The 21,698-nt window shown below is 33.8% G+C and carries 17 protein-coding genes and 2 pseudogenes; 10 read left to right on the top strand and 9 right to left on the bottom strand.

The annotated features are described in order from the left end of the window. The first annotated feature begins 103 nt into the window (after positions 1 to 103). Together C6H25_RS08220 and C6H25_RS08215 are read left to right on the top strand one after the other, a co-directional pair. Positions 104 to 1,180, top strand: coding sequence for a DNA-methyltransferase (locus tag C6H25_RS08220; RefSeq protein WP_104748939.1), 1,077 nt, complete (start codon positions 104 to 106; stop codon positions 1,178 to 1,180). Continuing rightward, positions 1,170 to 1,979, top strand: a complete 810-nt coding sequence (locus C6H25_RS08215) for a HinfI family type II restriction enzyme (RefSeq protein ID WP_104748938.1) — start codon at positions 1,170 to 1,172, stop codon at positions 1,977 to 1,979. Before C6H25_RS08220 ends, C6H25_RS08215 begins: the two co-directional genes overlap by 11 nt. 136 nt (positions 1,980 to 2,115) lie before the next feature. On the opposite strand, the gene C6H25_RS08210 is transcribed toward C6H25_RS08215, so the two are convergent. The 8 genes from C6H25_RS08210 to C6H25_RS08175 form a co-directional block, all read right to left on the bottom strand. After that, positions 2,116 to 2,850, bottom strand: coding sequence for a hypothetical protein (locus C6H25_RS08210; RefSeq protein ID WP_104748937.1), 735 nt, complete (start codon positions 2,848 to 2,850; stop codon positions 2,116 to 2,118). A 7-nt stretch (positions 2,851 to 2,857) separates the two neighbouring features. Continuing rightward, the gene (locus tag C6H25_RS08205; protein WP_104748936.1) at positions 2,858 to 4,186 is read right to left on the bottom strand and encodes an N-acetylmuramoyl-L-alanine amidase family protein; all 1,329 of its coding nucleotides are present in this window, start codon (positions 4,184 to 4,186) and stop codon (positions 2,858 to 2,860) included. Positions 4,187 to 4,192: 6 nt separating this feature from the next. Next, positions 4,193 to 5,284 (bottom strand): decanoate oxidase/trans-2-decenoyl-[acyl-carrier protein] isomerase FabX, encoded by a 1,092-nt coding sequence (gene fabX, locus C6H25_RS08200; RefSeq protein WP_104748935.1) that lies wholly within the window; start codon positions 5,282 to 5,284, stop codon positions 4,193 to 4,195. 6 nt (positions 5,285 to 5,290) lie between these two features. Further along, positions 5,291 to 6,505, bottom strand: a complete 1,215-nt coding sequence (gene tyrS, locus C6H25_RS08195; RefSeq protein WP_104748934.1) for a tyrosine--tRNA ligase — start codon at positions 6,503 to 6,505, stop codon at positions 5,291 to 5,293. Positions 6,506 to 6,540: 35 nt separating this feature from the next. Continuing rightward, on the bottom strand, positions 6,541 to 8,859 hold the full coding sequence (locus tag C6H25_RS08190; RefSeq protein ID WP_104748933.1) for a RelA/SpoT family protein: 2,319 nt from the start codon (positions 8,857 to 8,859) through the stop codon (positions 6,541 to 6,543). Then, entirely contained in the window at positions 8,846 to 9,070 is a 225-nt protein-coding gene (locus C6H25_RS08185) for a DNA-directed RNA polymerase subunit omega (protein ID WP_014661514.1), read from the bottom strand. Before C6H25_RS08185 ends, C6H25_RS08190 begins: the two co-directional genes overlap by 14 nt. A 43-nt stretch (positions 9,071 to 9,113) precedes the next feature. After that, the gene (pyrH, locus tag C6H25_RS08180) at positions 9,114 to 9,839 is read right to left on the bottom strand and encodes a UMP kinase (RefSeq protein ID WP_104748932.1); all 726 of its coding nucleotides are present in this window, start codon (positions 9,837 to 9,839) and stop codon (positions 9,114 to 9,116) included. 64 nt (positions 9,840 to 9,903) lie between these two features. Next, positions 9,904 to 11,211, bottom strand: coding sequence for an adenosylmethionine--8-amino-7-oxononanoate transaminase (locus C6H25_RS08175; protein WP_104748931.1), 1,308 nt, complete (start codon positions 11,209 to 11,211; stop codon positions 9,904 to 9,906). Positions 11,212 to 11,353: 142 nt separating this feature from the next. On the opposite strand from C6H25_RS08175, the gene C6H25_RS08170 reads away from it, so the two are divergent. The 5 genes and pseudogenes from C6H25_RS08170 (at position 11,354) to C6H25_RS08155 (ending at position 17,675) form a co-directional block, all read left to right on the top strand. Next, complete coding sequence (locus C6H25_RS08170; protein ID WP_104748930.1) at positions 11,354 to 12,817, top strand: peptidylprolyl isomerase; 1,464 nt, start codon at positions 11,354 to 11,356, stop codon at positions 12,815 to 12,817. 22 nt (positions 12,818 to 12,839) lie between these two features. Further along, a pseudogene (gene ftsA, locus C6H25_RS08165) lies at positions 12,840 to 14,121 on the top strand (cell division protein FtsA); the annotation flags it as partial. Positions 14,122 to 14,625: 504 nt separating this feature from the next. Beyond that, positions 14,626 to 15,783 (top strand): cell division protein FtsZ, encoded by a 1,158-nt coding sequence (ftsZ, locus tag C6H25_RS08160; RefSeq protein ID WP_104748928.1) that lies wholly within the window; start codon positions 14,626 to 14,628, stop codon positions 15,781 to 15,783. A gap of 1,206 nt (positions 15,784 to 16,989) precedes the next feature. Next, positions 16,990 to 17,157: a restriction endonuclease subunit S gene (locus C6H25_RS09120; protein ID WP_158653912.1), complete on the top strand. Its 168-nt coding sequence runs from the start codon at positions 16,990 to 16,992 to the stop codon at positions 17,155 to 17,157. Positions 17,158 to 17,453: 296 nt separating this feature from the next. Further along, the gene (locus C6H25_RS08155; RefSeq protein WP_104748927.1) at positions 17,454 to 17,675 is read left to right on the top strand and encodes a hypothetical protein; all 222 of its coding nucleotides are present in this window, start codon (positions 17,454 to 17,456) and stop codon (positions 17,673 to 17,675) included. A gap of 733 nt (positions 17,676 to 18,408) precedes the next feature. Here C6H25_RS08155 and C6H25_RS08150 read toward each other — a convergent pair. Further along, positions 18,409 to 18,930 (bottom strand): annotated as a pseudogene (locus tag C6H25_RS08150) (acyl-CoA thioesterase); the annotation flags it as partial. A 147-nt stretch (positions 18,931 to 19,077) separates the two neighbouring features. Here C6H25_RS08150 and C6H25_RS08145 point away from each other — a divergent pair. Genes C6H25_RS08145 through C6H25_RS08135 form a run of 3 tightly spaced genes read left to right on the top strand, consistent with a single transcriptional unit; the run spans position 19,078 to position 21,679 of the window. Next, complete coding sequence (locus C6H25_RS08145) at positions 19,078 to 19,926, top strand: SDR family NAD(P)-dependent oxidoreductase (RefSeq protein WP_104748925.1); 849 nt, start codon at positions 19,078 to 19,080, stop codon at positions 19,924 to 19,926. Next, complete coding sequence (locus tag C6H25_RS08140) at positions 19,923 to 20,912, top strand: FecCD family ABC transporter permease (protein WP_199768962.1); 990 nt, start codon at positions 19,923 to 19,925, stop codon at positions 20,910 to 20,912. Before C6H25_RS08145 ends, C6H25_RS08140 begins: the two co-directional genes overlap by 4 nt. Continuing rightward, positions 20,912 to 21,679 carry an ABC transporter ATP-binding protein gene (locus tag C6H25_RS08135; protein ID WP_104748924.1) on the top strand — a complete coding sequence of 256 codons (768 nt, stop codon included), beginning with the start codon at positions 20,912 to 20,914 and terminating at the stop codon, positions 21,677 to 21,679. The genes C6H25_RS08140 and C6H25_RS08135 overlap by 1 nt, the downstream gene beginning before the upstream one ends. Positions 21,680 to 21,698 lie beyond the last annotated feature (19 nt).

The following is a 21,698-nucleotide window of genomic DNA, read 5'->3' as shown; positions in this document are numbered from 1 at the left end:
GCTATGGGTTTAGAAGATTGGGGGTTGTTTGGCATTTATCTAATGACTAACTAAAAGTTTTAAAAATGCTATGTTATAATTTTTCTAAAAGATTAGGAATTTTATGCTAGAAAAAAACACAATTTTACAAGGTGATTGTTTAGAAGTTTTAAAAACCATTAAAGATAAAAGCATTGATTTTATCTTTGCTGACCCACCTTATTTTATGCAAACTACCGGCGAGCTTTTAAGACCTAGTGGCACAAAATTTAATGGGTTAGATGAAGAATGGGATAAATTTAAGGATTTTAAACATTACGATGATTTTTGTTTTACTTGGTTAAAAGAGTGTCAAAGAATCTTAAAGGATAATGGCAGTATTTGTGTGATAGGGAGCTTTCAAAATATCTATCGCTTAGGGTATTTAATGCAAAATTTAGGGTTTTGGATACTTAATGATATTATTTGGCACAAAAGCAATCCTGTGCCTAATTTTGCTGGAACTAGATTGTGTAACGCCCATGAGAGCCTTATTTGGTGTGCTAAAAATCAAAAAAGTAAAGTTACCTTTAATTATAAAACTATGAAATATTTAAACAATAACAAGCAAGAAAAAAGCGTTTGGGAAATACCTTTATGTATAGGTAAAGAGCGTTTGAAAGATGAAAACAAAGAGAAAGCCCACCCCACACAAAAACCTGAAATTTTATTAGAAAAACTACTTTTAATGGCTACTAAACCTAATGATTTAGTTTTAGACCCCTTTTTTGGCACAGGCACAACAGGAGCTATAGCTAAAAAACTGGGGCGTTTTTTTATCGGTATTGAAAAAGAGAGTCAATATATTCAAATTGCTACAAATAGGATTGAAAATCAAAAACTAGATTTGGATATTACAGCACTTGGGCTTTTAGAAACTAAGCCCCCTAAAGTGCCTATGAAAGACCTAATAAAAAAAGGTTATTTACAAGTAGGGCAATTTTTATACTCTAAAAATAAAGAATTACAATGTGAAATTTTAAAAAATGGAAACGTGTTAGATGATGAAAAACAAGAATTATCTATCCATAAAATGAGTGCTAAAATTTTAAATAAAATTAATCATAATGGCTGGGATTATTTTTATGTAACCTATAAGGGAGCGTTTATACCCCTTAATGATTTACGCACGATTTATCAAAAGGAATGCGATGCAAAATAATATTAGAGAATTGATTGTTAAAAGCACAAGAGAGATTATAGAAAAATGTGCGAATGATAAAAAATTAAAAAACATTATTAAAAAACACCAAGCAAAAGTGCATTTTATTCCTAAGAAATACCGCATTTTAGGGGGGATTTTACAGAGTATGAACATTCAATTTGGGAATTTCATAGAAGTTTTAATGAAAAATTTAATCGCTAATGAAAATCATTACAAAATTTTAGAAAAATATAGCGGTAGAAAAAGCAATAAATTTTCTTTACCATTAACAAGTGATAACCTAATTGATAACTACATTACACAATGCCAAACACAAAACAATGATGTAGAGATAGCCTTTAGAGATTTATGCTTAAAAATTTATGAAAACAATTCTAAGAATGAAAAAAGCGTTTTGTTTAAACATGATATTGACTTACTTTTTAAAGATACTAGAAATTCAAATATTTATTATTTGGAAATTAAATATAATGACGACCACGATACCGGTAAATTTGTAGATATAAATAGAAAATTTATTAAAACTTATGCGTATTTATTAAATGAATTTAAACTTAATTCTTTTGATAAAATAAAGCCGATTTTATTTTTCTTTAACAATAAGAAAATGAAAGGTAATATTTATATCCCTGAAAGTTCTCATATTTATAGGGGTGAGAGATTTTTTAAAGAGTTTTTAAGCACAAATTACAAAGATTTAGAAAATTATTTGCAAAACTTTTCTGAAAGTTTAGAAAATCTAAAGGAGTTTGAGAAATTAGAGCAAAAAATTAAAAACTTGACACTCAATGGTTAAAACTAAAAAACTTTTAAAATGATTTTACGAATGAAATAAAAATAATTTTTAATTGTAGCGAAATAAAAGTAAAATAAGAATTAAAAGATTTTTGAAGTTTGTTAAAAACTTAAAAAATAGAAAAAATTTTTATTGATTAGCGGTATTCAAGACGCTTTAAGCTAGTGTGCACATATTCTAAAAGCCAGCCAAGCAGTCCTAAGAGATAAAAACCTAATCGCATGCCGTAATACTCTTTTGTCTGCATAAGCGTGCTAGAGCATAACACAATAACACCAAGCCCTACAATCAAAATGAGTGTGTTAGCGTATTCATACAACCCAAAAAGGCGTTTATGATAGGATAAAACTAATACAAACAAAGTAAGAGCAAGAGTAAAAAGTAAAAAATCCACATAATCAGATACATCTAAAAATCTAAAACTCTGTAAAGAAGAAGCAAAAATCCATACAATGCAAATATTAATAGAAGGCAAGAAAGACTGCTTCAAGCTAGCCCCTAAAAAACGCCACAATAAAGTCCCCAAAAGCACAAAATAGAAACCATAAAGCACCATTAAAGAATTTTCAATAGGAAAGTTCCAAGCATAAATAGAAAGCCATAGTATCCCCATACAAGCACATTTTTGACGCGACAAAGTAAAGGGCTTACAAATAAGCACAAACAGATAGATTAAAGAAACCCCTATCAACCCCAAATAATCTAATCCGATGATAAAATCATAAACATGATTTTCAAACAAGAAAAATAATTGCGAAAAATCATCGCTAAAATGTGAAAACAACAAGGTTTCTATATTAAACAAAAACAGCAAAAAAAACAAAGAAGAAAAAACGACTTTATGTGTGTATATCTTTTGATAAAAATTCATCTATAGCCTAATCATTTTTGCTAAAGAAACTATCAATGCCATCAGCAATTCCCTTAGCCAAGATTTTTTGATATGGTTTGCTCTGAATGCGTTTGGATTCTATCGCATGAGAATTATAGCCAATTTCTATTAAAACCGAAGGCATTAAAGCCCCAGCTAACACCCAAAAAGGCCCTTCTCTCACCCCCCCATCTACGACATCAGGGTAAGCTTTGCGAATATTTTGAAGCATGCCATATTGCACATCAATAGCTAGTTTGTTAGACACAATCAATCGTTGCGTATTCAACGAATTTAAAAATAAACTTTTAGAAAAATAATCCATTAAGTTCACATCGTTTTGATTTTCTTGCTCAGCCACTTTTCTAGCCCTCTCGCTTCTTGCTGTGGATAAAAAATAAGTCTCTATGCCGTGGGCATTAGAAGTGGAGTGTTTAGGAATAGAATTAGCGTGCACTGAGATAAATAAGTTCGCCCCTTTTTTATTAGCAAATTCTGTGCGAGCTACCAAATCAATATAAACATCTTTATCTCTTGTCAATAAAACACTATAGCCCCGTTTTTTAAGCTCTTTATTCAAAAACTTCACCACTTCTAAAACGATGTCTTTTTCACAAACCAAATTCACGCTCATCGCCCCACAATCTTTTCCCCCATGCCCAGCATCTAAGACAATTTTTTTAGTTTTTTTGTGCTTTGTTTTGATAGAAATATCATTTTTTTCTACTAGAGAGATTTGGTTCTTATTCTCATTTTTTATCTCTTTCTTAGGAATCTCTTTCTTAGGAATCTCTTTCTTAGGAATCTCTTTCTTAGGAATCTCTTTCTTAGGAATCTCTTTCTTAGGAATCTCTTTCTTAGAGCTTCTTTCGTTCAACTTAGAATGTGAATGTTTTATCAGTCTTTTTTCCTTATGGTTTGCCTCCATTTTGATGGGTTTAGAGACATGTTTTTGTGTTATCTTATTCCCCACTAAGGGTGTTTTTTTAGGTGCGATAGAAACATAGAGTTTATCTTTAAGAAGTTTCGCTTCATAGGTTGTCTTAGGGGTATAGCCAATTACCACTCGCACCAAGTTAGGATTAAATTGTGCTATGGTGATAAAAGATTCTTTAGAAAATTGATAATGCTTTTTAGGAAGGGTTAAAATAGCTTCTAATTCTAAATAACTCTTAAAATTTTTGAGCGAAACTTCTTTAAAATTCTTAATCTCTTGATTAAAAGTAATCCTAACACTGCTTGAACCAAAAGGCACAATATCTATAATCTTAAGGGTTGTGGCATAGGCAAAATGAAACAAAAAAAGACACGCAAAAACCCCTAATTTCACAAGCACTACAAATTAACCCTCTGTGAGCTCTTTGATTAATTCATGCACACTAATAATCTTATCTACTCTATAGCCATTAGCCCCCGTAAAATAAAGCCCTTCTTCTCTGTTACCCAAGTAACTGCGTCCTAAACCATCAGCAATACAATAGCCCACTTTTTTGGCTTCTTCACCTCTATTACAAGGCGTTACACAATTACTCACACATGCGATTTTGGGAGCATTGCCTTCTTCAATACGCTTGATAACCCCTGTGTTAATCGCTCTTGCTGGATAGCCTACAGGCGATTTTATCAATAAAATTTCTTCTTTTTTTAATTTAGGCAAAAGTTCTGCATACACTTTAGCATCACATTCATAAGTGCCTAAAAAACGAGTCGCCATCTGCACCCCACTCGCTCCAAGACTTAACATAGTGTCTATATCTTTTCTATCCCAAACCCCACCAGCAGCAATAATAGGAATACTCCCCCATTCTTTAGAAGCCTCTACGATTTTAGGCACTAAGTTTTCTAGCTGAAACTCTTCTTTAAAACAATCTTCGTATTTAAAACCCTGATGCCCCCCACTCAATGGCCCTTCCACAATAAAAGCATCCGGAATTCTTTTATACCTATCGCTCCATCTTTTGCAAAGTATTCTTAAAGCCTTCGCTGAAGAAATAATAGGCACTAATGCTACATCGCTAAAATCCTTAGCAAATTCAGGCATATTTGTAGGCAAACCAGCCCCTGTAATAATAATATTAGCTCCAGCCTCACAAGCGTCTTTTACCACACGACCATAATCATTGATAGCATATAAAATATTAGCCCCTAAAGGATTGTTTCCGCAAATCTTTCTAGCATTTGCAAAAATCTCATTCAAAGCTTTTTTAGAGTAAAAATTCAGAGCCTCAAAAGGTTTCTTGGAAATAATTTTTTCTACAAAACGCATGTTTTTATAATAGCCAGTCCCTACAGCTGAAATTACCCCTAAAACACCCTCTTTAGCAGCATTTCCAGCTAATTCGTCCCAACTAATCCCAACACCCATGCCTCCTTGAAAGATAGGGTATTTTATGGTGTGTTTACCGATTTTTAGCGGTTTGAGTGTGGATGCCATCGCTCTTTATCCTTTAGTGATAATTAATTTCATAAATTTTCGCTTGCCTAATTGCACAATATAAGACCCCTTAACAAAGCGATAAGCCTCATCTTTAATGACTTCTTGATTAATTCTTACCCCACCCCCTTGCATATCACGCCTTGCTTGTGAAGTAGATGGGCAAAAACCGATATTTTTTAAAACTTCTAAAATCCCAACACCCTCATCAAACTCTTTTTCTTGCAAATCTTGTGGCACTTGATTGGAGCTAAACACCTTAGCAAATTGCTCTTTAGCCATATTCGCCTTATTCTCATCATAATAGCGGGTTACAATTTCTAAAGCAAGATTTTCTTTAACCATTTTAGGGTGTAAAGTCTCATTTAAAACGCTATTTTTCAAACTTTCAATTTCTTCTAAAGTTTTAGTGCTTAAGAGAGTGTAGTATTTCCACATCAACTCATCGCTAATACTCATCATTTTACCAAACATGGAATTAGACTCTTCGGTAATCCCCACATAATTACCCAAGCTTTTACTCATTTTTTGCACCCCATCAAGCCCTTCTAATAAGGGCATGGTGATTACAGACTGCTCTTTATTCAAGCCATAAGCTCGCTGTAAAAAGCGCCCCACAAGCAAATTAAACTTTTGGTCATTGCCCCCAAGCTCAATATCCGCATTCATAGCCACTGAATCATAGCCTTGTAATAAAGGGTATAAAAATTCTACCATACTAATGGGGCGATTTTCCTTGTAGCGTTTGGTAAAATCATCTCTCTCTAGCATTCTAGCGACTGAAAACTTGGCACACAATTCTACCATGCCTTTTGTGCCTAAGTCATTAAGCCAAGTGGAATTAAAACACACTTCAGTGAATTTTTTATCTAAAATCTTATAGATTTGTTCTTCATAAGTTTTAGCATTTTCTAAGACTTGCTTTTGACTTAGGGGTTTTCTGGTCTCATTTTTTCCTGTAGGATCACCTATCATGGCGGTAAAATCCCCAATTAAAAACTTTATGTTAGCCCCATATTGCTGTAATAAAGCAAGCTTTTGAATCAATACCGTATGCCCTAAATGCAAATCTGGAGCTGTAGGGTCAAACCCTGCTTTAACAATAAAACGCTCATTAGTTTCATAATATTTTCTAACAAGCTTTTCAATGTATTCTAATCCAATGATTTCATTAGTGCCTCTAGCAATCTCTCTTAAGGCTACACTAACTTTTTGTTCCATTTTTATTCCTACAAACTTAATTAGGGCTTATTATACTACAGCTCGTAAGCATCGCCCAAACTAGAAAACTCTACGATTCTATCTTGATACTTTCTATTTAATAAAGTTCTCATAAAATCTGCTCTATCGGTTGCTACTTCAAAACATACTTCACAATGTGGCGAATAACTATCTTTATAACCCGAATAAGAAACCCCTACTATATTACATTCATTTTTAGTTAAAAAAGCCAATAAATGAGCTAAAACCGTTTTTCGCTCTCCTAAATAAAACATCATTTTATAAATAGTCTTGTCTCTTTTATGCCATTCCACATAAATCATAGGCTGACTAGCATCTACATCTATCATAGCCTCTTTACAAAATTTATGATGCACAATCGCTTTTGGCTCTTTAGAGTTCATCACAATCGCAATGATTTCATCGCCATATTTAGGATGGCAACAATCATTCAATAACACCTGTTTGATTTCTAAGGCATTGCTTGTGCAGATAGTAAAATGCTCTAGCTCAACGCATTGCCATTGGCGATTAGTAGGTGCTAAAAAACTCAAAATATTTGTTTTAAAGCCTAGATACCTTAGACCACGAGCCCATAAACTTGCCTCTTTATACTCCAAAAGAACTTCTTCTTTTAAAGGTATGATTTTTTCTTCTATTTCCTTAGTGAGCTTAGCTAAAAGCTCAAAATTTTTCATCGCCTCTACAAGCGTGGTCTCTACCCCATAACTCGCTAACTTTTCTTCAAATAATTTATAATCTTTTAAATCTAAGTTCTCAAACAAGGGTTGCCCAAAAAAAGTTTTCAAAATATTTATCATACTTTTTATGTCAATTTCTTTCAAGCGGTTTTTTCTTTGGATACGCAAATGGTTTTTAGCCTTAGAAGTTTTAAGCTGGTCAATCCACATAAAACGAGGCGTTATCTTATCGCCTTTAACAATCTTAACCACATCGCCACTTCTTAATTCTTGATTGAGTAAGGCTTTTTTATTGTTGATATAAGCGTTTGTAGCTCTATCGCCTAAATCGCTATGCACCATGTAAGCAAAATCTAAAGCAATCGCTCCCACCGGTAAAGTATAAGTGTCCCCATTAGGCGAAAAAACAACAATATCTTCACGATACAAATCATTCTTGGCAAGCTCATAAAACTCTTTAGGATTAGCCTTAAAATCGCTATCTTGGTATTTAAAATTCTGTAGCCAACGCATGCATTCTGTATCTACGCCACCAGATTTATACTTCCAATGGGCTGAGTTACCATACTCTGCTCCCGCATGCATATCAAAAGTGCGGATTTGCACCTCATAAATAGAAGATTCATCAAAAATAGTTGTGTGGATTGTCTTATAGCCATTTTCCTTAGGCAGAGCAATGTAATCTTTGAAACGAGAGACTATAGGCTTAAAATTCAAATGAATAATCCCTAGCACCTTATAGCAATCAATAGGATTTTTCAATAAAATTCTAATCGCTAGTAAGTCCAAAATCTCATCAATATTAACCGCACCCTTTCGTTGCATCTTAAGATGAATAGAATAAGGGCGTTTTACTCTAGCTACTAGCTTAAAATCTGAGCTTATAAAGCCACTATCTAAGAGCATTTTTTCTAGCTTGCTCGCAAAGGCATTGAGCTTTAGCATTAAAGATTGCTTATTTTTATGCAAATAGTCTTTAATATTTTTATACTCTTCAGGATAAATATAGTAAAAACTCTTATCTTCTAATTCATTTTTAATTGATGACATGCCTAGTCGGCTTGCTATAGGGGCATACACCGCTAGAGTCTCTTTAGAAATACGCACCCGCTTATCATTAGGCAAAGCATCTAAGGTCAGCATGTTGTGCAATCTATCGCTGATTTTAACAATCAAAGCCCTAGGGTCTTCTATCGCACTAATAAGAATCTTTCTAAAAGTGAGTGCAGAAACCACCATTCTAGGGTTTTGAGCATCCACTACTAATTCTTCTTTTCTGATCTCAGTGATTTTAGTGAGTGCATCTACTAGGTTAGCAATATCTTGCCCAAATTCTTGCCTAACATATTCAATACTGCAATCCGTATCTTCTACCACATCATGCAAAAGTGCTGAGCATACCATAGCCTCATCGCCCCCACAAAAGGCTACAATACTTGCCACACAAATAGGATGGACAATATAAGGCTCACCACTCTTTCTTTGTTGCCCCTTATGGCATTTTACCGCTAGAGCTAAAGCGTTCTCAATTTTTGGCGTGAAATCCGTTAAGGTTCTTAGTATTTCAATCCCACTTTTTGGGGTCTTAACCTTTTTAATAACATCAAGAATGCGTAAAAAGCCGACATCAACGGACTTATCAATTTCGTTCATCTATCCTATCTATATCAATTTTTCCCTCAGCGATTTCTCTAATGGCAATATCCACTAATTTATGACGCTTGGGATCCATATTCACCAAAGTTTTTGCCCCAGCATTCAACTGCTTCACACGAGCAAACACCAGATTGTCTAACACATAGCGGTCATTGCCAATATTTTTTAATGCTTGAGCTACCAAGCTTTCAGTTCTTTCTTTCTTCAACGCTTTTAGTCCTTTATGTATGGAGTTTGGCTTAATAAAGGCGTTATTTTACCATAGAAAATACGCCTTGTTGGTGCTTAATCACTTGTAATAAATTATCTTTTTTAAACATATTGCATACTACAATAGGAAGTTTATTATCCTTAGCTAAAGAAATAGCTGTATCGTCCATCACTTCAATATCACCAATCAACGCCTCATTATAACTCAAGGTATCTAATTTTTTAGCGTCTTCAAATTTATTAGGGTCTTTATCATAAATACCATCTACTTTAGTGGCTTTAATGATTAAATCAGCCCCAATTTCAATCGCTCTTAAAGTAGCAGCGGTATCAGTAGTAAAAAAGGGATTTCCTGTGCCTGCTCCAAAAATCACAATCCTACCCTTTTCTAAATGCCTAATAGCCTTTCTATAAATGTAGCTTTCACAAATTTCTTTAATTTCAATCGCACTTTGCACTCTTGTATCTAAGCCAATATGCTCTAAAGCCTCTTGCATAGCTACTGCGTTAATCACGGTGGCTAACATTCCCATATAATCCCCACTGGTGCGTCTAATTATCCCACCTTGAGCCGCACTAACCCCCCTAATAATATTACCTCCCCCTATTACAATCCCTACTTCTATATCGTTTTCTACTAATGTTTTAATTTCTTTAGCAATATAATCTAAAATGTGAATATCAATTCCAAAATTATTATCTCCAGCTAACGCCTCGCCAGAAAATTTCACTAATACACGCTTGTTTGTTGATGTTTTCACTTTCATGCTATCCCTCTAAATTAATTTATTTTATCCCCTATTGTAACCTAAACTTGCTTAAAAACACTTTCTAGGTTTTTAATTCATTAATAATTTCTACTAAACCCATAACCGCTTTTTCAACTTCTTTATGCGTGATAATATAAGGGGGCATAAGATAAATCGTATTATTCAAGGGGCGTAATAACAAACCTTTTGTTAAAGCTTTTTTAAAAATAGTCAAACTCAAACGCTCTGTAGTTTGAAGAGACACTTCAAAGGCAAAAACCATACCCAAATGCCTTAAATTACACACCACTTGTTGCTTTATCAAATCCTTTAATGCCTCTTGAAGAGTGCTAAAAATAAATTCGCTTAAAACTTGGTTTTTTTCAATAATATTTTCTTTTTCAAAAATATCTAGCGTAGCATTTGCACACGCACATGCTAGGGCATTTCCTGTATAGCTATGCGAATGTAAAAACGCTTTATTTTCTTCATAGGGGGCATAAAATTTATTATAAATTTCATTATGAGTTAGTAGCACACTTAAAGGCAAATACCCCCCACTAATCCCCTTAGACAAACATAAAAAATCAGGTTTAATTTTACATTGCTCATAAGCAAACATTGTCCCTATGCGTCCAAACCCTGTGGCGATTTCATCAAAAATAATATGAATCTTTTTTTCTCTACACATTAACACCGCTTGTTTAAGATATTTCTCACTATAAATATTCATATTTCCCGCACATTGTAAAAGTGGCTCTACAATAAAGGCACAAATTTCTTTATCATGCTTATCTAACAAATGTTTTAAAGCATTCAAGCAATCTTGTATCTCGTTGTCATTTTTAGGCACAGGCGTAGTAAGATTATGTAATAACAAAGGGGTGTAAGTGTCTTTATAAAGCTTCACATCACCCACACTCAATGCTCCCAAAGTCTCGCCATGATAGGAATTAGAAAGCGATAAAAAAAGCTTTTTTTGATAGGTTTTATTCTCTAAAAAATGAAAATGATAGCTCATTTTTAAAGCGATTTCAATACAAGATGAGCCATTATCTGCATAAAAGCATTTATCTAATTGTGTGAGTTTGCATAGTCTTTGAGAAAGCGTAATAATGGGCTTGTGGCTAAAAGAAGCAAAAATGACATGCTCTAAGTCATTGATTTGATTTTTGAGTTGTTTATTGATGTAGGCATTACTATGTCCAAAGAGATTCACCCACCATGAGCTAATTAAATCCATATAGGCATTATTGTTAAAATCATAAAGATACATTCCTTTAGCCCTTTTAATAGGGATAATAGGAAAATTTTGATGCTCTTGCATTTGTGAGCAAGGATGCCAAATATGTTCTAGATCTAGAGCGGCTAGATTTTCTTGAAAATTCATTACAAAAACTCTTTTAAATAAGGATATTTTTAATAACCTTTGGTTAAAATAAGGCTATTTGATTTTACACAAGGTTTATTAAACCTAACATTAAACACCAATTTTAAATTTAATCTTTGATTTTAAAGGAATTAGGGTTCTTATGATTGAATGGATGCAAAAGCATAAAAAATATTTAGTAATTACGATATGGATAAGCACCATTGCTTTTATTGCTGCTGGTATGATAGGCTGGGGGCAATATAGCTTTTCTTTCCATAGCGGTAGTGTTGCCAAAGTGGGGCAAATTGAGATTTCTCAAAATGAATTAGCCCAAGAATACCGCCGTCTTAAAGACGCTTATGCTGAGTCTATTCCTAATTTTAAAGAGCTAACAGAAGAACAAATCAAAGCCATGCATTTAGAAAAAAGTGCGTTAGATATGCTTATCAATCAAGCGTTGTTAAGAAACTTTGCTTTAGATTTAGGGCTTGGAGTTAGCAAGCAAGAAATTGCAAAAGAAATTAAAAAAACAAGCGTTTTTCAAAAAGATGGCGTTTTTGATGAAACGCTATATAAAAATGTTTTGCAAGCCAACAATTATCGCCCCAAACTCTTTGAAGAAAGCGTTGAAAAATCTCTAATTTTGCAAAAAATTAGTGCTTTATTTCCCAAAACCACTACCCCTTTAGAGCAATCTAGTTTATCACTTTGGGCAAAATTACAAGATAAGTTAGAAATTCTTATCTTAAATCCTAAAGATGTCAAAATCTCTCTCAATGAAGATGAGATGAAAAAGTATTATGAAACGCACAAAAAGGATTTTAAAAAGCCTACTAGCTTTGAAACCCGCTCTTTATACTTTGATGCTAGTTTAGAAAAGCCTAGCTTGAAGGACTTAGAAGAGTATTACAATAAAAACAAGGCATCTTATTTGGATAAAGATGGAAAACTACAAGATTTTAAAGACATTCAAGAACAAGTCAAGCATGATTTGAATATGCAAAATACAAATGAAAAAGCCTTGAGAAGTTATATTGCCTTAAAAAAAGGGCATACAGAAAACTACACCACACAAAATTTTGAAGAAAATAACTCTCCCTATACTACAGAAATCACGCAAAAACTAGATAGACTCAAACCCCTTGAAATCCTAAAACCAGAACCCTTTAAAGATGGTTTTATAGTAGTGCAACTTGTCTCTAAAACTAAAGACGAATTACAAAATTTTGATGAGGCTAAAGGCACTCTTAAAACTCGTTTGACTCAAGAAAAAACTCTCAAAGCACTGCAAACTTTAGCAAAAGAAAAACTTAAGGATTTTAAGGGAAAAAATATAGGCTATGTCAGCTCTGGTTTCAAGGGCACTATTGATGTGCTTACCCAAGAAGAAAGCGCTAAATTTGTCAACACCCTATTAAACCGCCAAGAAAGTAGTGGTTTTATCGCTTTAAATAACAAGGTTGTTCTCTATAAAATCACTCAACAAGATTTTAACCACACGCTTAATGCAGAAGAAAATCAATACTTGGGACGCCTAATAGGCAATATTAAAACCGATTTATTTGATCGTGCTTTAATAGAAGAGCTTAAAAAACGCTATAAAATTGTCAAATACATTCAGTAAAATAAATATTAAGGAATCTATGATGGAACAAAAAGAAATTATTTTAGGAGTTGATGTTGGCTCTAGGAAAATCTGTGCTATAGTAGCAGAACTTAGAGATGGAATTTTACGCATTATTGGCACTGCACATCAAGATTCTAAAGGGATTAAAAAAGGGCGTATCAATAGCCTTTCAGAGGCCTCTAGCGTGATTAAGGAGGTTATTAACAATGCCAAAAAAATGGCAGGACTAAACACTTATGAATCCCCTAACCATATCTCTCTCCCCTTTGAAACATCGCCCCATAGCCCTATCAAAAAAACTAAAGCCATTGTCTCTTTTTCTGGAGCCTATGCAGCTGAGGAAAGCATTAACAGCTCTGGGGTAGCAAGCACAAAAGATAATGTTGTTACCATAGATGATATTAATCGTGCAGTCAATAACGCTTGTACTAAGACTAGTTCTAGCTTAGATAACAGCAAGCGTATTTTACATGCATTGCCTTATCGTTTCACTTTAGATAAACAAGATGTGAATGACCCACTAGGTATGAGTGGGACTCGCCTAGAAGTCTTTGTTCATATCGTTTATACGGACAATAACAATATTGAAAATTTAGAAAAAATTGTGATTCAATCAGGCGTAGAAATTGAAAATGTAGTGCTTAATTCTTATGCTGCATCTATTGCCACTTTATCTAGAGATGAAAAAGAATTAGGCGTAGCATGCATTGATATGGGTGGAGAAACTTGCAATCTTATGATTTATAGTGGCAATTCTATGCGCTATGACCGATATATCCCTGTAGGCTCACACCATCTAACCTCTGATTTATCTCATATGCTCAACACTTCTTTTCCCCATGCAGAAGAAATAAAAATCAAATATGGCGACCTTTCTTTTGAGAGTGAAGAAGATGTGCAATCTATCAATATTCAAGTCCCTCCAATAGGCTCAGATGGCAAGGAAAATCATGTTGTGCCTCTTAGTGATATTCAGCCAATCATGAGAGAAAGAGCTTTAGAAACTTTTAGAATAATCCATAAGTGCATTCAAACAAGTGGGCTTGAAAAGCATTTAGGTGGTGGAGTCGTATTAACAGGTGGAATGACTATGATGAAAGGCATTAAAGAGTTAGCCAAAACTTATTTCACCAATTATCCTGTGCGTCTAGCCACTCCTATGGAAAATGGTGTTATGGGTATGTTTGAAGATTTGAAAGATCCTCGTTTTTCAGTAGTTATGGGGCTAATCTTGTATAAAGTGGGGGGGCATACTAACTATGAGCGAGACTCTAAAGGGGTTATTCGCTATCATGAAAACAATAATAGTGCTAGAAGACCCAATCCAAGCCCTCTTGAAACAACACCTCAAACATCTATTACAACATCTCAAACTACCCCAGATTTAGGTAATTTAATTTCTAAGGAAGATAAACTTCCCATAACCAAATCTACTGAAGATAAAGGTTTTTTCAAAAAACTTTTTGAAAAATTTTCTACTATGTTTTAGAGCAAAGGAGTATTCTTTGGTATTGATTTAAGTGTTATTTTATTATATTATAATTTATAAAATTATTTTTAACATAATTAAAAATTTTAATATATTAAATATAATTTAAATATATTTTATAGTATCTAAAGATAGCCAATGCAAGACTCTAAACACTTAGATACACTTATCAAAATTGCATAAAAAATAACAATATCAAAGAAAAAACCATAATTTTCAATATCAAAATACTATAAAAAGATGCTATAATAGTAAGAACACTAAATTGCTAACAGCAAGCAGAGCTTAGAGCAGAATTATATTGAAGGAAATGGCTATGATTCAAGAGGCAAGAGTCGAGGATAAAGACATCGGTCAAGCGAGCATTCAAGAAATAACCGACTCTCCCCATAAAGAGACTAAAATTGTTGTAATTGGTATAGGAGGTGGGGGTTCCAACATGGTTAGACATCTTATTGAAACTAGCATGCATCATGGCGTTATCCCTATTGTGGCTAATACTGATGAACAACATCTCCAAGATAATCCTACGCAGATTAAAATCCGTTTGGGCAAAGAAGTTACAAATGGTTTAGGAGCTGGAGGGGATCCCAAGGTGGGTAAATCAGCAGCTGAAGAAAGTGCTGATGAGATTAGAAAATTTGCTAAGGGTGCAAATTTGGTTATTGTCTGCACAGGACTTGGCGGAGGCACAGGAACTGGTGCGATACCGGTGGTTGCTGATATTGCCAAAAAAGAGGGAGCTTTAACCGTTGCCGTTGTTACTAAACCCTTTAGAAATGAAGGCAGAGACCGCACAAAAAAAGCTGAAAGTGGCTTAGAAGAGCTAAAGAGTGTGAGCGATTCTATTGTGGTTATCCCTAATGAAAAACTTCGCTCTACAATGAAGCCAGCTGCTAGTATTGACGAATGTTTTAGAGAAGTTGATGATGTGTTGGTGAGAGCCGTAAGTGGAATTTCTGGCATTATTACCCAAAAAGGCAAGGTTAATGTAGATTTTGCAGACTTAAGAACCGTTCTTGGCTTTAAGGGATTTGCTCTAATGGGCATCGGAGAAGCCATTGGCGAAAATGCAGCTGTTACAGCAATGGAAAACGCTATTCAATCACCCTTGCTTGATAATATTTCTATTAATGGAGCTATGGGTGTTATTGCTTGCTTTGAGTATCCAAAGGGTTATCCCGCAGCGATACTTTGGGCTGCACAAGATATTATTTATGAGCGTGCACATGAAGATTCCATGGTGAAATTTAGCTATATTGAGCGAGATACTCTTCCAGCTGACCAAGTGCGTGTAACTCTCATTGCTACGGGTTCTGAGAAATCTAAAGATGAAGAACCTACCCCTTTAGAGAATATCGCTACGGCAACTCAGTCTACTATTAAACCCAGAATGGTAGTCAATGGAGGGAGAATCCCTACAAGCGAAGAAGATTTAGACATTCCTGCTTATCTGAGAAATCAAAAGGATTGATTTGATAGATCTCCTTTTTTTACTCGCTATTAAAGCTTGTAGAATATTTGGGTGTTCTATAGAATAGAAATTTTGTTTTAAGATGCTTTTAGCCTTACTCGTCTCATTTAAAGCTAGGTCTTTTTTATCTCAGTAAGCAATGAAAGCCAATTTTTGCAAATAGTTTCATCTAGATAATTATGTCCTACAAGTAATTCTTGCTTTGATTATTTTTTAGGAGCATGTTTTTTTAATTCTTGCCCTAGATTTTATTTTTTAAATACCCTCCTTTGTTTTCTTTATTTCTTTGATATTTTATTTTAGGTAATTATTTTTATATTTATCTAGGCTCTAGACTAACATTATCGTATAACAATGCTGATAATACTATCTAATAATCTGCTTTAAGCACTTATAAAATTAGAAAAATACTTTTTCTTATTTTTGTAATAACTTAAATGCTACTCTAAACTTGCCGATTATCAAATATTAATTGCAATACAACTAATAAATATTACAATAAGTTTAGAGAATAAAACCATTCTATACAAAATAACTAAAATCAAAATATTATAGGCCAAGTAGAATTAGATGCAAGCTATTTTGGAGTTACAAGAATAAGGGGAAATTAACACTAAATCTAAAAAAGATAGAGGGACTTCAAAACAACCTGAATTTGGTATATTCTTGATAAATTGAGAAGTCTTTAAAATAGTACAAGATATTAAGAAAACCACATTAAAAGACATTATCAATCAAAAAATTAAACCTAAAAGTATTTGTTTTATACAAATTGGTTAGAGACACTATGATAGACTTGCTAATGCATGGCTTGATGAATATTTTAGGGTTAATCATTATCAAAGTGAATTTGCTCTAGATGACAATATTCATATCAATAGAACTGAAAGTTTTTAGTTCTTTTACTAAAAGGCGATTGCTAAAATTTATGGTGTAAAAATTAATTTTAAACTCCATTTAAATATGTGAGTTTAAGCGGTGCAAAGATAGAAATTTACTATGTAATGTGCTAAAGAATAGGTTTAAAAAAGTCTTGCTAGTTTAGAGACATTATAATTTTAAAATGGAAGAAATTAAACAAATTAAAAGCAAATAATATTTTTATATTCTTTTCAAGTGGAAGTTTAAACCATTTATGAAAAGTTGCTTTCATTTAGAATTACACACCTTATTATGCAGGTGGATTTATGAGAATAAGACGCATAAATGAAAATAAGGCAAAAACAAATTTTATTTTCTATATATTTAATTATATTTTTAAAAAAATTAATAAAATGTTTATTTGTAGGTTCAAATATTAGTAATCTTTCAAGTAAAATACAAACCCTTAAAATCCCCTTACCACCCCTAGAAATCCAAGAACAAAATCATTAAGCACTTACAAGATTTAGACGCTAAATTCCAACAAATAAGAATGAGTACCAAAGAGTATCAACAAGAAATCAAACAATTATTACAAGGCTTATACCAATAAGCTAACCAAAAAATTAAATGATAACGCTATTTTTGAAATCAGCATAGGAAAAAGAGTTTTAAAAAATGAAATCCAAGAGAAAGGAAAATTCCCTATTTATAGTGCGAATGTTTTTGAGCCTTTTGGTTTTATAGACAAGCAATTATTGAATGATTTTTCACAAGCAAGCGTTATTTGATAAATTGATGGAGACTGGATGGTAAATGTTATGCGAGCTAATTGCAGCTTTTACCCAACCGACCATTGCGGTTATTTGCGTGTTAAAAAAGCGGTTATTGAGCCCTTTTATTTAGCGTATGTGTTAGAAATTGCAGGACACGAATTGTGTTTTTCAAGGGTATTAAGGGCTTCTATTGATAGGGTAAAAAAATATTACAATCCCACTCCCACCCCTAAAAAATCAACAAGAAATCATTAACCAAATTGAAATCTTAGAAAAAGAAATTAAGACCCTACAAAACGAACTTAATACCATAGCCCCACAAAAAGAACGCTATTTAAAAGAACAATTAGGGCTAGATTAAAATAAATTTGAAATCTTAAAGAGTTTTATTTTTAACCATTTTATTATGACCATCATAGGTCAAGAATAATTTTTTTAAGGAAACTGTCTAGGTTTTTTACCCATGATAAACTCTCCTATTAAAATTTATCCACATAGTCGCAACTTATGGGAGGCGTCTATTTTGCAATAATCTTTCTTGCCTTCTTAAAGCTATTTAGGGTATCGTTTGCATCTGAATATTCTTTGCGATCATATTAGAAAATTTAAAGAAGTAATGTTTTGAATATTGATAAGGGTGTTTTGCGTATTGAGTTCAAACTATTAAGAGCATTTATTATATAGGATTGTTTGTTGTCTTGGTCGGTATTGCAAGAGGTTTTTATAAGCAGAATGAAAACTTGGTTGGCCTTTAATAAATAATTAAAAAATATCATTAAATTTTAGCATCCTTAAGATTTTTTAAGGCATGCCCTTTAAAAGGCATGCTTAAATTTTTGGGCTAGAAAAATTAGTTGGTTTCTTGGATTTGGATTTTCCCACCTTTTAAATATCCTACTTGTCCATCAGTGTTTTTCTCAACCTCAATTTCATTGGCTTTAGCTTTAGCAGTCTTTTCGTTTTTGACACTTTTTTTAATGGTTCCAATTTTACCGCTTGTCAAATAGCCCTCCATGCGCATTTCTTTGCGTTTTAACGCGCCTTCATAACGGCGTTTTTCTCTATCGGTCTTTGGCTCGTATTTGGGCATCGCTGAAGGCTTGCCATTTTCTACAGCCACCATAGTGAAATAGCATGAGTTAGTGTGCGTTACCACATGGGTTTTAAAATCTTCACTTAACACTTTGATGCCTACTTCACAAGAAGTGTTACCCACATAATTGATACTAGCTAAAAAGGTCAATAAATTGCCTACAGGGATAGGGTGCTTAAAGGTTACGCCATCTACACTTAAAGTTACTGTGCCCTTACCGCAATAGCGAGTGGAGCATACATAAGCCACTTTGTCTAATAAGTTGAGCAACTCCCCCCCATGCATGACATTGCTAAAATTAGCCATAGTAGGCACAACAAGATAGCTCATCATAAGTTTTGTGGGGTCAGAAGTGTCTACTAAACAATTAAAGTGGTTCTCTTGTGTAGCTTGGTTAGTTTCTAAAGAATTGGGCATGAAAGCTCCTTAATTAAATTTTTTAAGAATGCCTTTTTTTAACACAGACATTCTAAAAACTATATATTAGTAAAAATTCAGTAACATTTAGGTGAACTAGTGAAAATAATTAAAAGATAATATTTTAAAGCAAAATGAGAAGTTAAAATGAGTCAAGAAAACGATAAAATAGAAAAAAAAATTGCTGTTGTTACGGGGGCTAGTTCTGGGATTGGACTAGAGTGTGCGTTGCTATTGTTAGCACAAGGTTATAAAGTTTATGCCCTAGCTAGGCATGCAAGCTTTTGTTCTTCTTTGGAGAATGAGTTTTGTGAAACTATAGATGTAGATGTGAGCGATTCTATCCGTTTGCAAGAAGTGCTAACTAGAATTAAATCTCAAGAAAGCCATTGTGATGTGTTGATTAATTCAGCTGGCTATGGGTTGTTTGGGAGCTTAGAAGACACACCTTTAAAAGATGCTAGAAGGCAGTTTGATGTGAATTTTTTTGCCCTTTGTGAAATAACTCAAACGCTTTTGCCTTTATTGAAAAATAAACCTTATTCTAAAATTATCAATCTATCTTCTATGGCAGGACGCATGGGCATGCTCTTTTTGGGTTATTATAATGCGAGTAAGCATGCTTTAGAGGCGTATAGCGATGTGTTACGCATGGAGCTTATGCCATTTAATGTGGAGGTATGCTTGATTGAACCAGGTCCTATTAGGAGTAATTGGGATAGTGTGGCGTTTGATGATAGGCAGTTTGAGAACTCTAATAGCACTTATACCAAAGAATTAAACACTACGAGAGAATTTTATTCTAGTTTATATGAGCATGCGCTTTCAACTCAAAAAGTAGCACAAAAAATCATGTCTTTAATCGCTCAAAAAAGCCCTAAAACTCGTTGTGTGGTTGGCATGAGAGCAAAATTTTTATTGTTTTTACATAGTATTTTGCCAACTAAATGGCATGATTGTCTTTTTAGAAAAATTGTTCTTGGGAAAGGTGTATGACTAGAACTCTTAGCGCTTTTCAAGTGGGAATGGCATGTTTAGTTTTAGCGGTGTTGGTGTTACTTTTTGGAGGCGAGCAATTAAGTCTCAATGAATGGATAGAAGTGCTAAAGAATGTTAAAAACCATTTTTTGCATAACGAAGAGTTAAGCTCTTTAAGTATTATTATTTTAGAAATACGCTTACCAAGAGTGATTTTAGCATTATTAGTGGGGGCTAGTTTGTCAGGGAGTGGGGTAGTTATGCAAACGATTTTTAGAAACCCTCTTGTTGACCCCTTTTTATTAGGCATTTCTAGTGGGGCTATGCTAGGAGTGGCATTAGCTATAGCGGTGTTTGAATCTAATGTCGCTCTTTTAGCCTTTTTAGGAGCGATTTTAGCGAGTTTAGCGGTTTTGGCACTCAATAGAGTTTTAGGTAATTCAGCTCTTTCACTTGTGTTATCTGGCGTGGTATTAAGCGCATTTTTAGGAGCGTTAGCAGGAGCGGTTAAATTTTTTGTTATCCCTCAAAAAGCGCAAGCGATTGTAGTATGGCTTTTAGGGAGCTTGTCTTTGAGTAGTTATAAGGATTGCTTGGTGGCTTTAATAGGACTAGCTATAGGTTTTATCCCGCTTTTTTTGTTGAGGTGGCGTATCAATTTATTGAGTTTGAGCGATGCACAAAGTTTAAGTTTAGGCATAAATCCGGTGCTTTTACGCTCATTTTGTTTGGTGTGCGTGAGCATGGCAAGTGCCTTAGCAGTAAGCGTGTCTGGCACGATTGGCTGGATTGGATTAGTTATTCCACATGTAGCAAGGCTCTTTTTTGGGGCGAATTTGCAAAAATTGCTTTTAGGCTCTCTTTTAATGGGGGCGTTTTTCTTGCTTTTAGCTGATGTGATTGCTAAGACCATTACGCCTTATGATTTACCGGTAGGTATTACTACAAGCGTTTTAGGAGCGCCCTTTTTCTTATGGCTTTTGTTTAAAACTAGGGGGTTATAATGGTTTTAGAAGTTAAAAACTTGTCTTTTAAATACGCACAAAAACTCATTTTAGACAAGCTTAGTTTTAATGTGCCAAAAAACAGCATTACAAGCATTCTAGCGCCTAATGGCTCGGGTAAAACCACGCTTTTAAAATGCCTTTTAGGGCTTTTAAAACCTTTAGAAGAAACTGAAATTAAGGCTTGTAACAAAAATATTTTACCCCTAAGACCTTATGAAAAAGCTAAATTGATTGCTTATATTCCTCAAGAGGAGCATTATGCCTTTAATTTTAGCGTGCTAGATTTTGTCTTAATGGGAAAGGCGACACATTTGAATTTATTTGCTATGCCAAAAGCTAAGCATATTAAAGAGGCAACCAATATTTTAGAGCGTTTGAATTTAGCGCATTTAAAAGAGCAAGGCATCAATGATTTATCTGGCGGTCAACGACAAATGGTGCTTTTAGCTAGAAGTTTGTTACAAAGAACGCCCTTATTATTGCTAGATGAGCCTACGAGCGCTTTGGATTTAAAAAATCAAGCCCTTTTTTTTAATGCGATTAAAGAGGAGATGAAAAAACGAGAATTGAGCGTTTTAGTCAATATCCATGACCCTAATCTAGTAGCTAGGCACTCTACGCATGTAGTCATGCTCAAAGATAAAAAACTTTTTTTACAAGCTACAACTCAAATCGCTATGACTTCAAAAAATTTAAGCTCTCTTTATGACACACCCTTAGAGGCGATTTGGCATGCTAATAAACTTGTAGTATATGCTTTGTAGTTTCAAGTCTTATGATGAA

It is taken from the genome of Helicobacter cetorum (assembly GCF_900198405.1).
GTDB lineage: Bacteria > Campylobacterota > Campylobacteria > Campylobacterales > Helicobacteraceae > Helicobacter > Helicobacter cetorum_C.
This window is presented reverse-complemented; position numbering and strand designations above follow the sequence as displayed.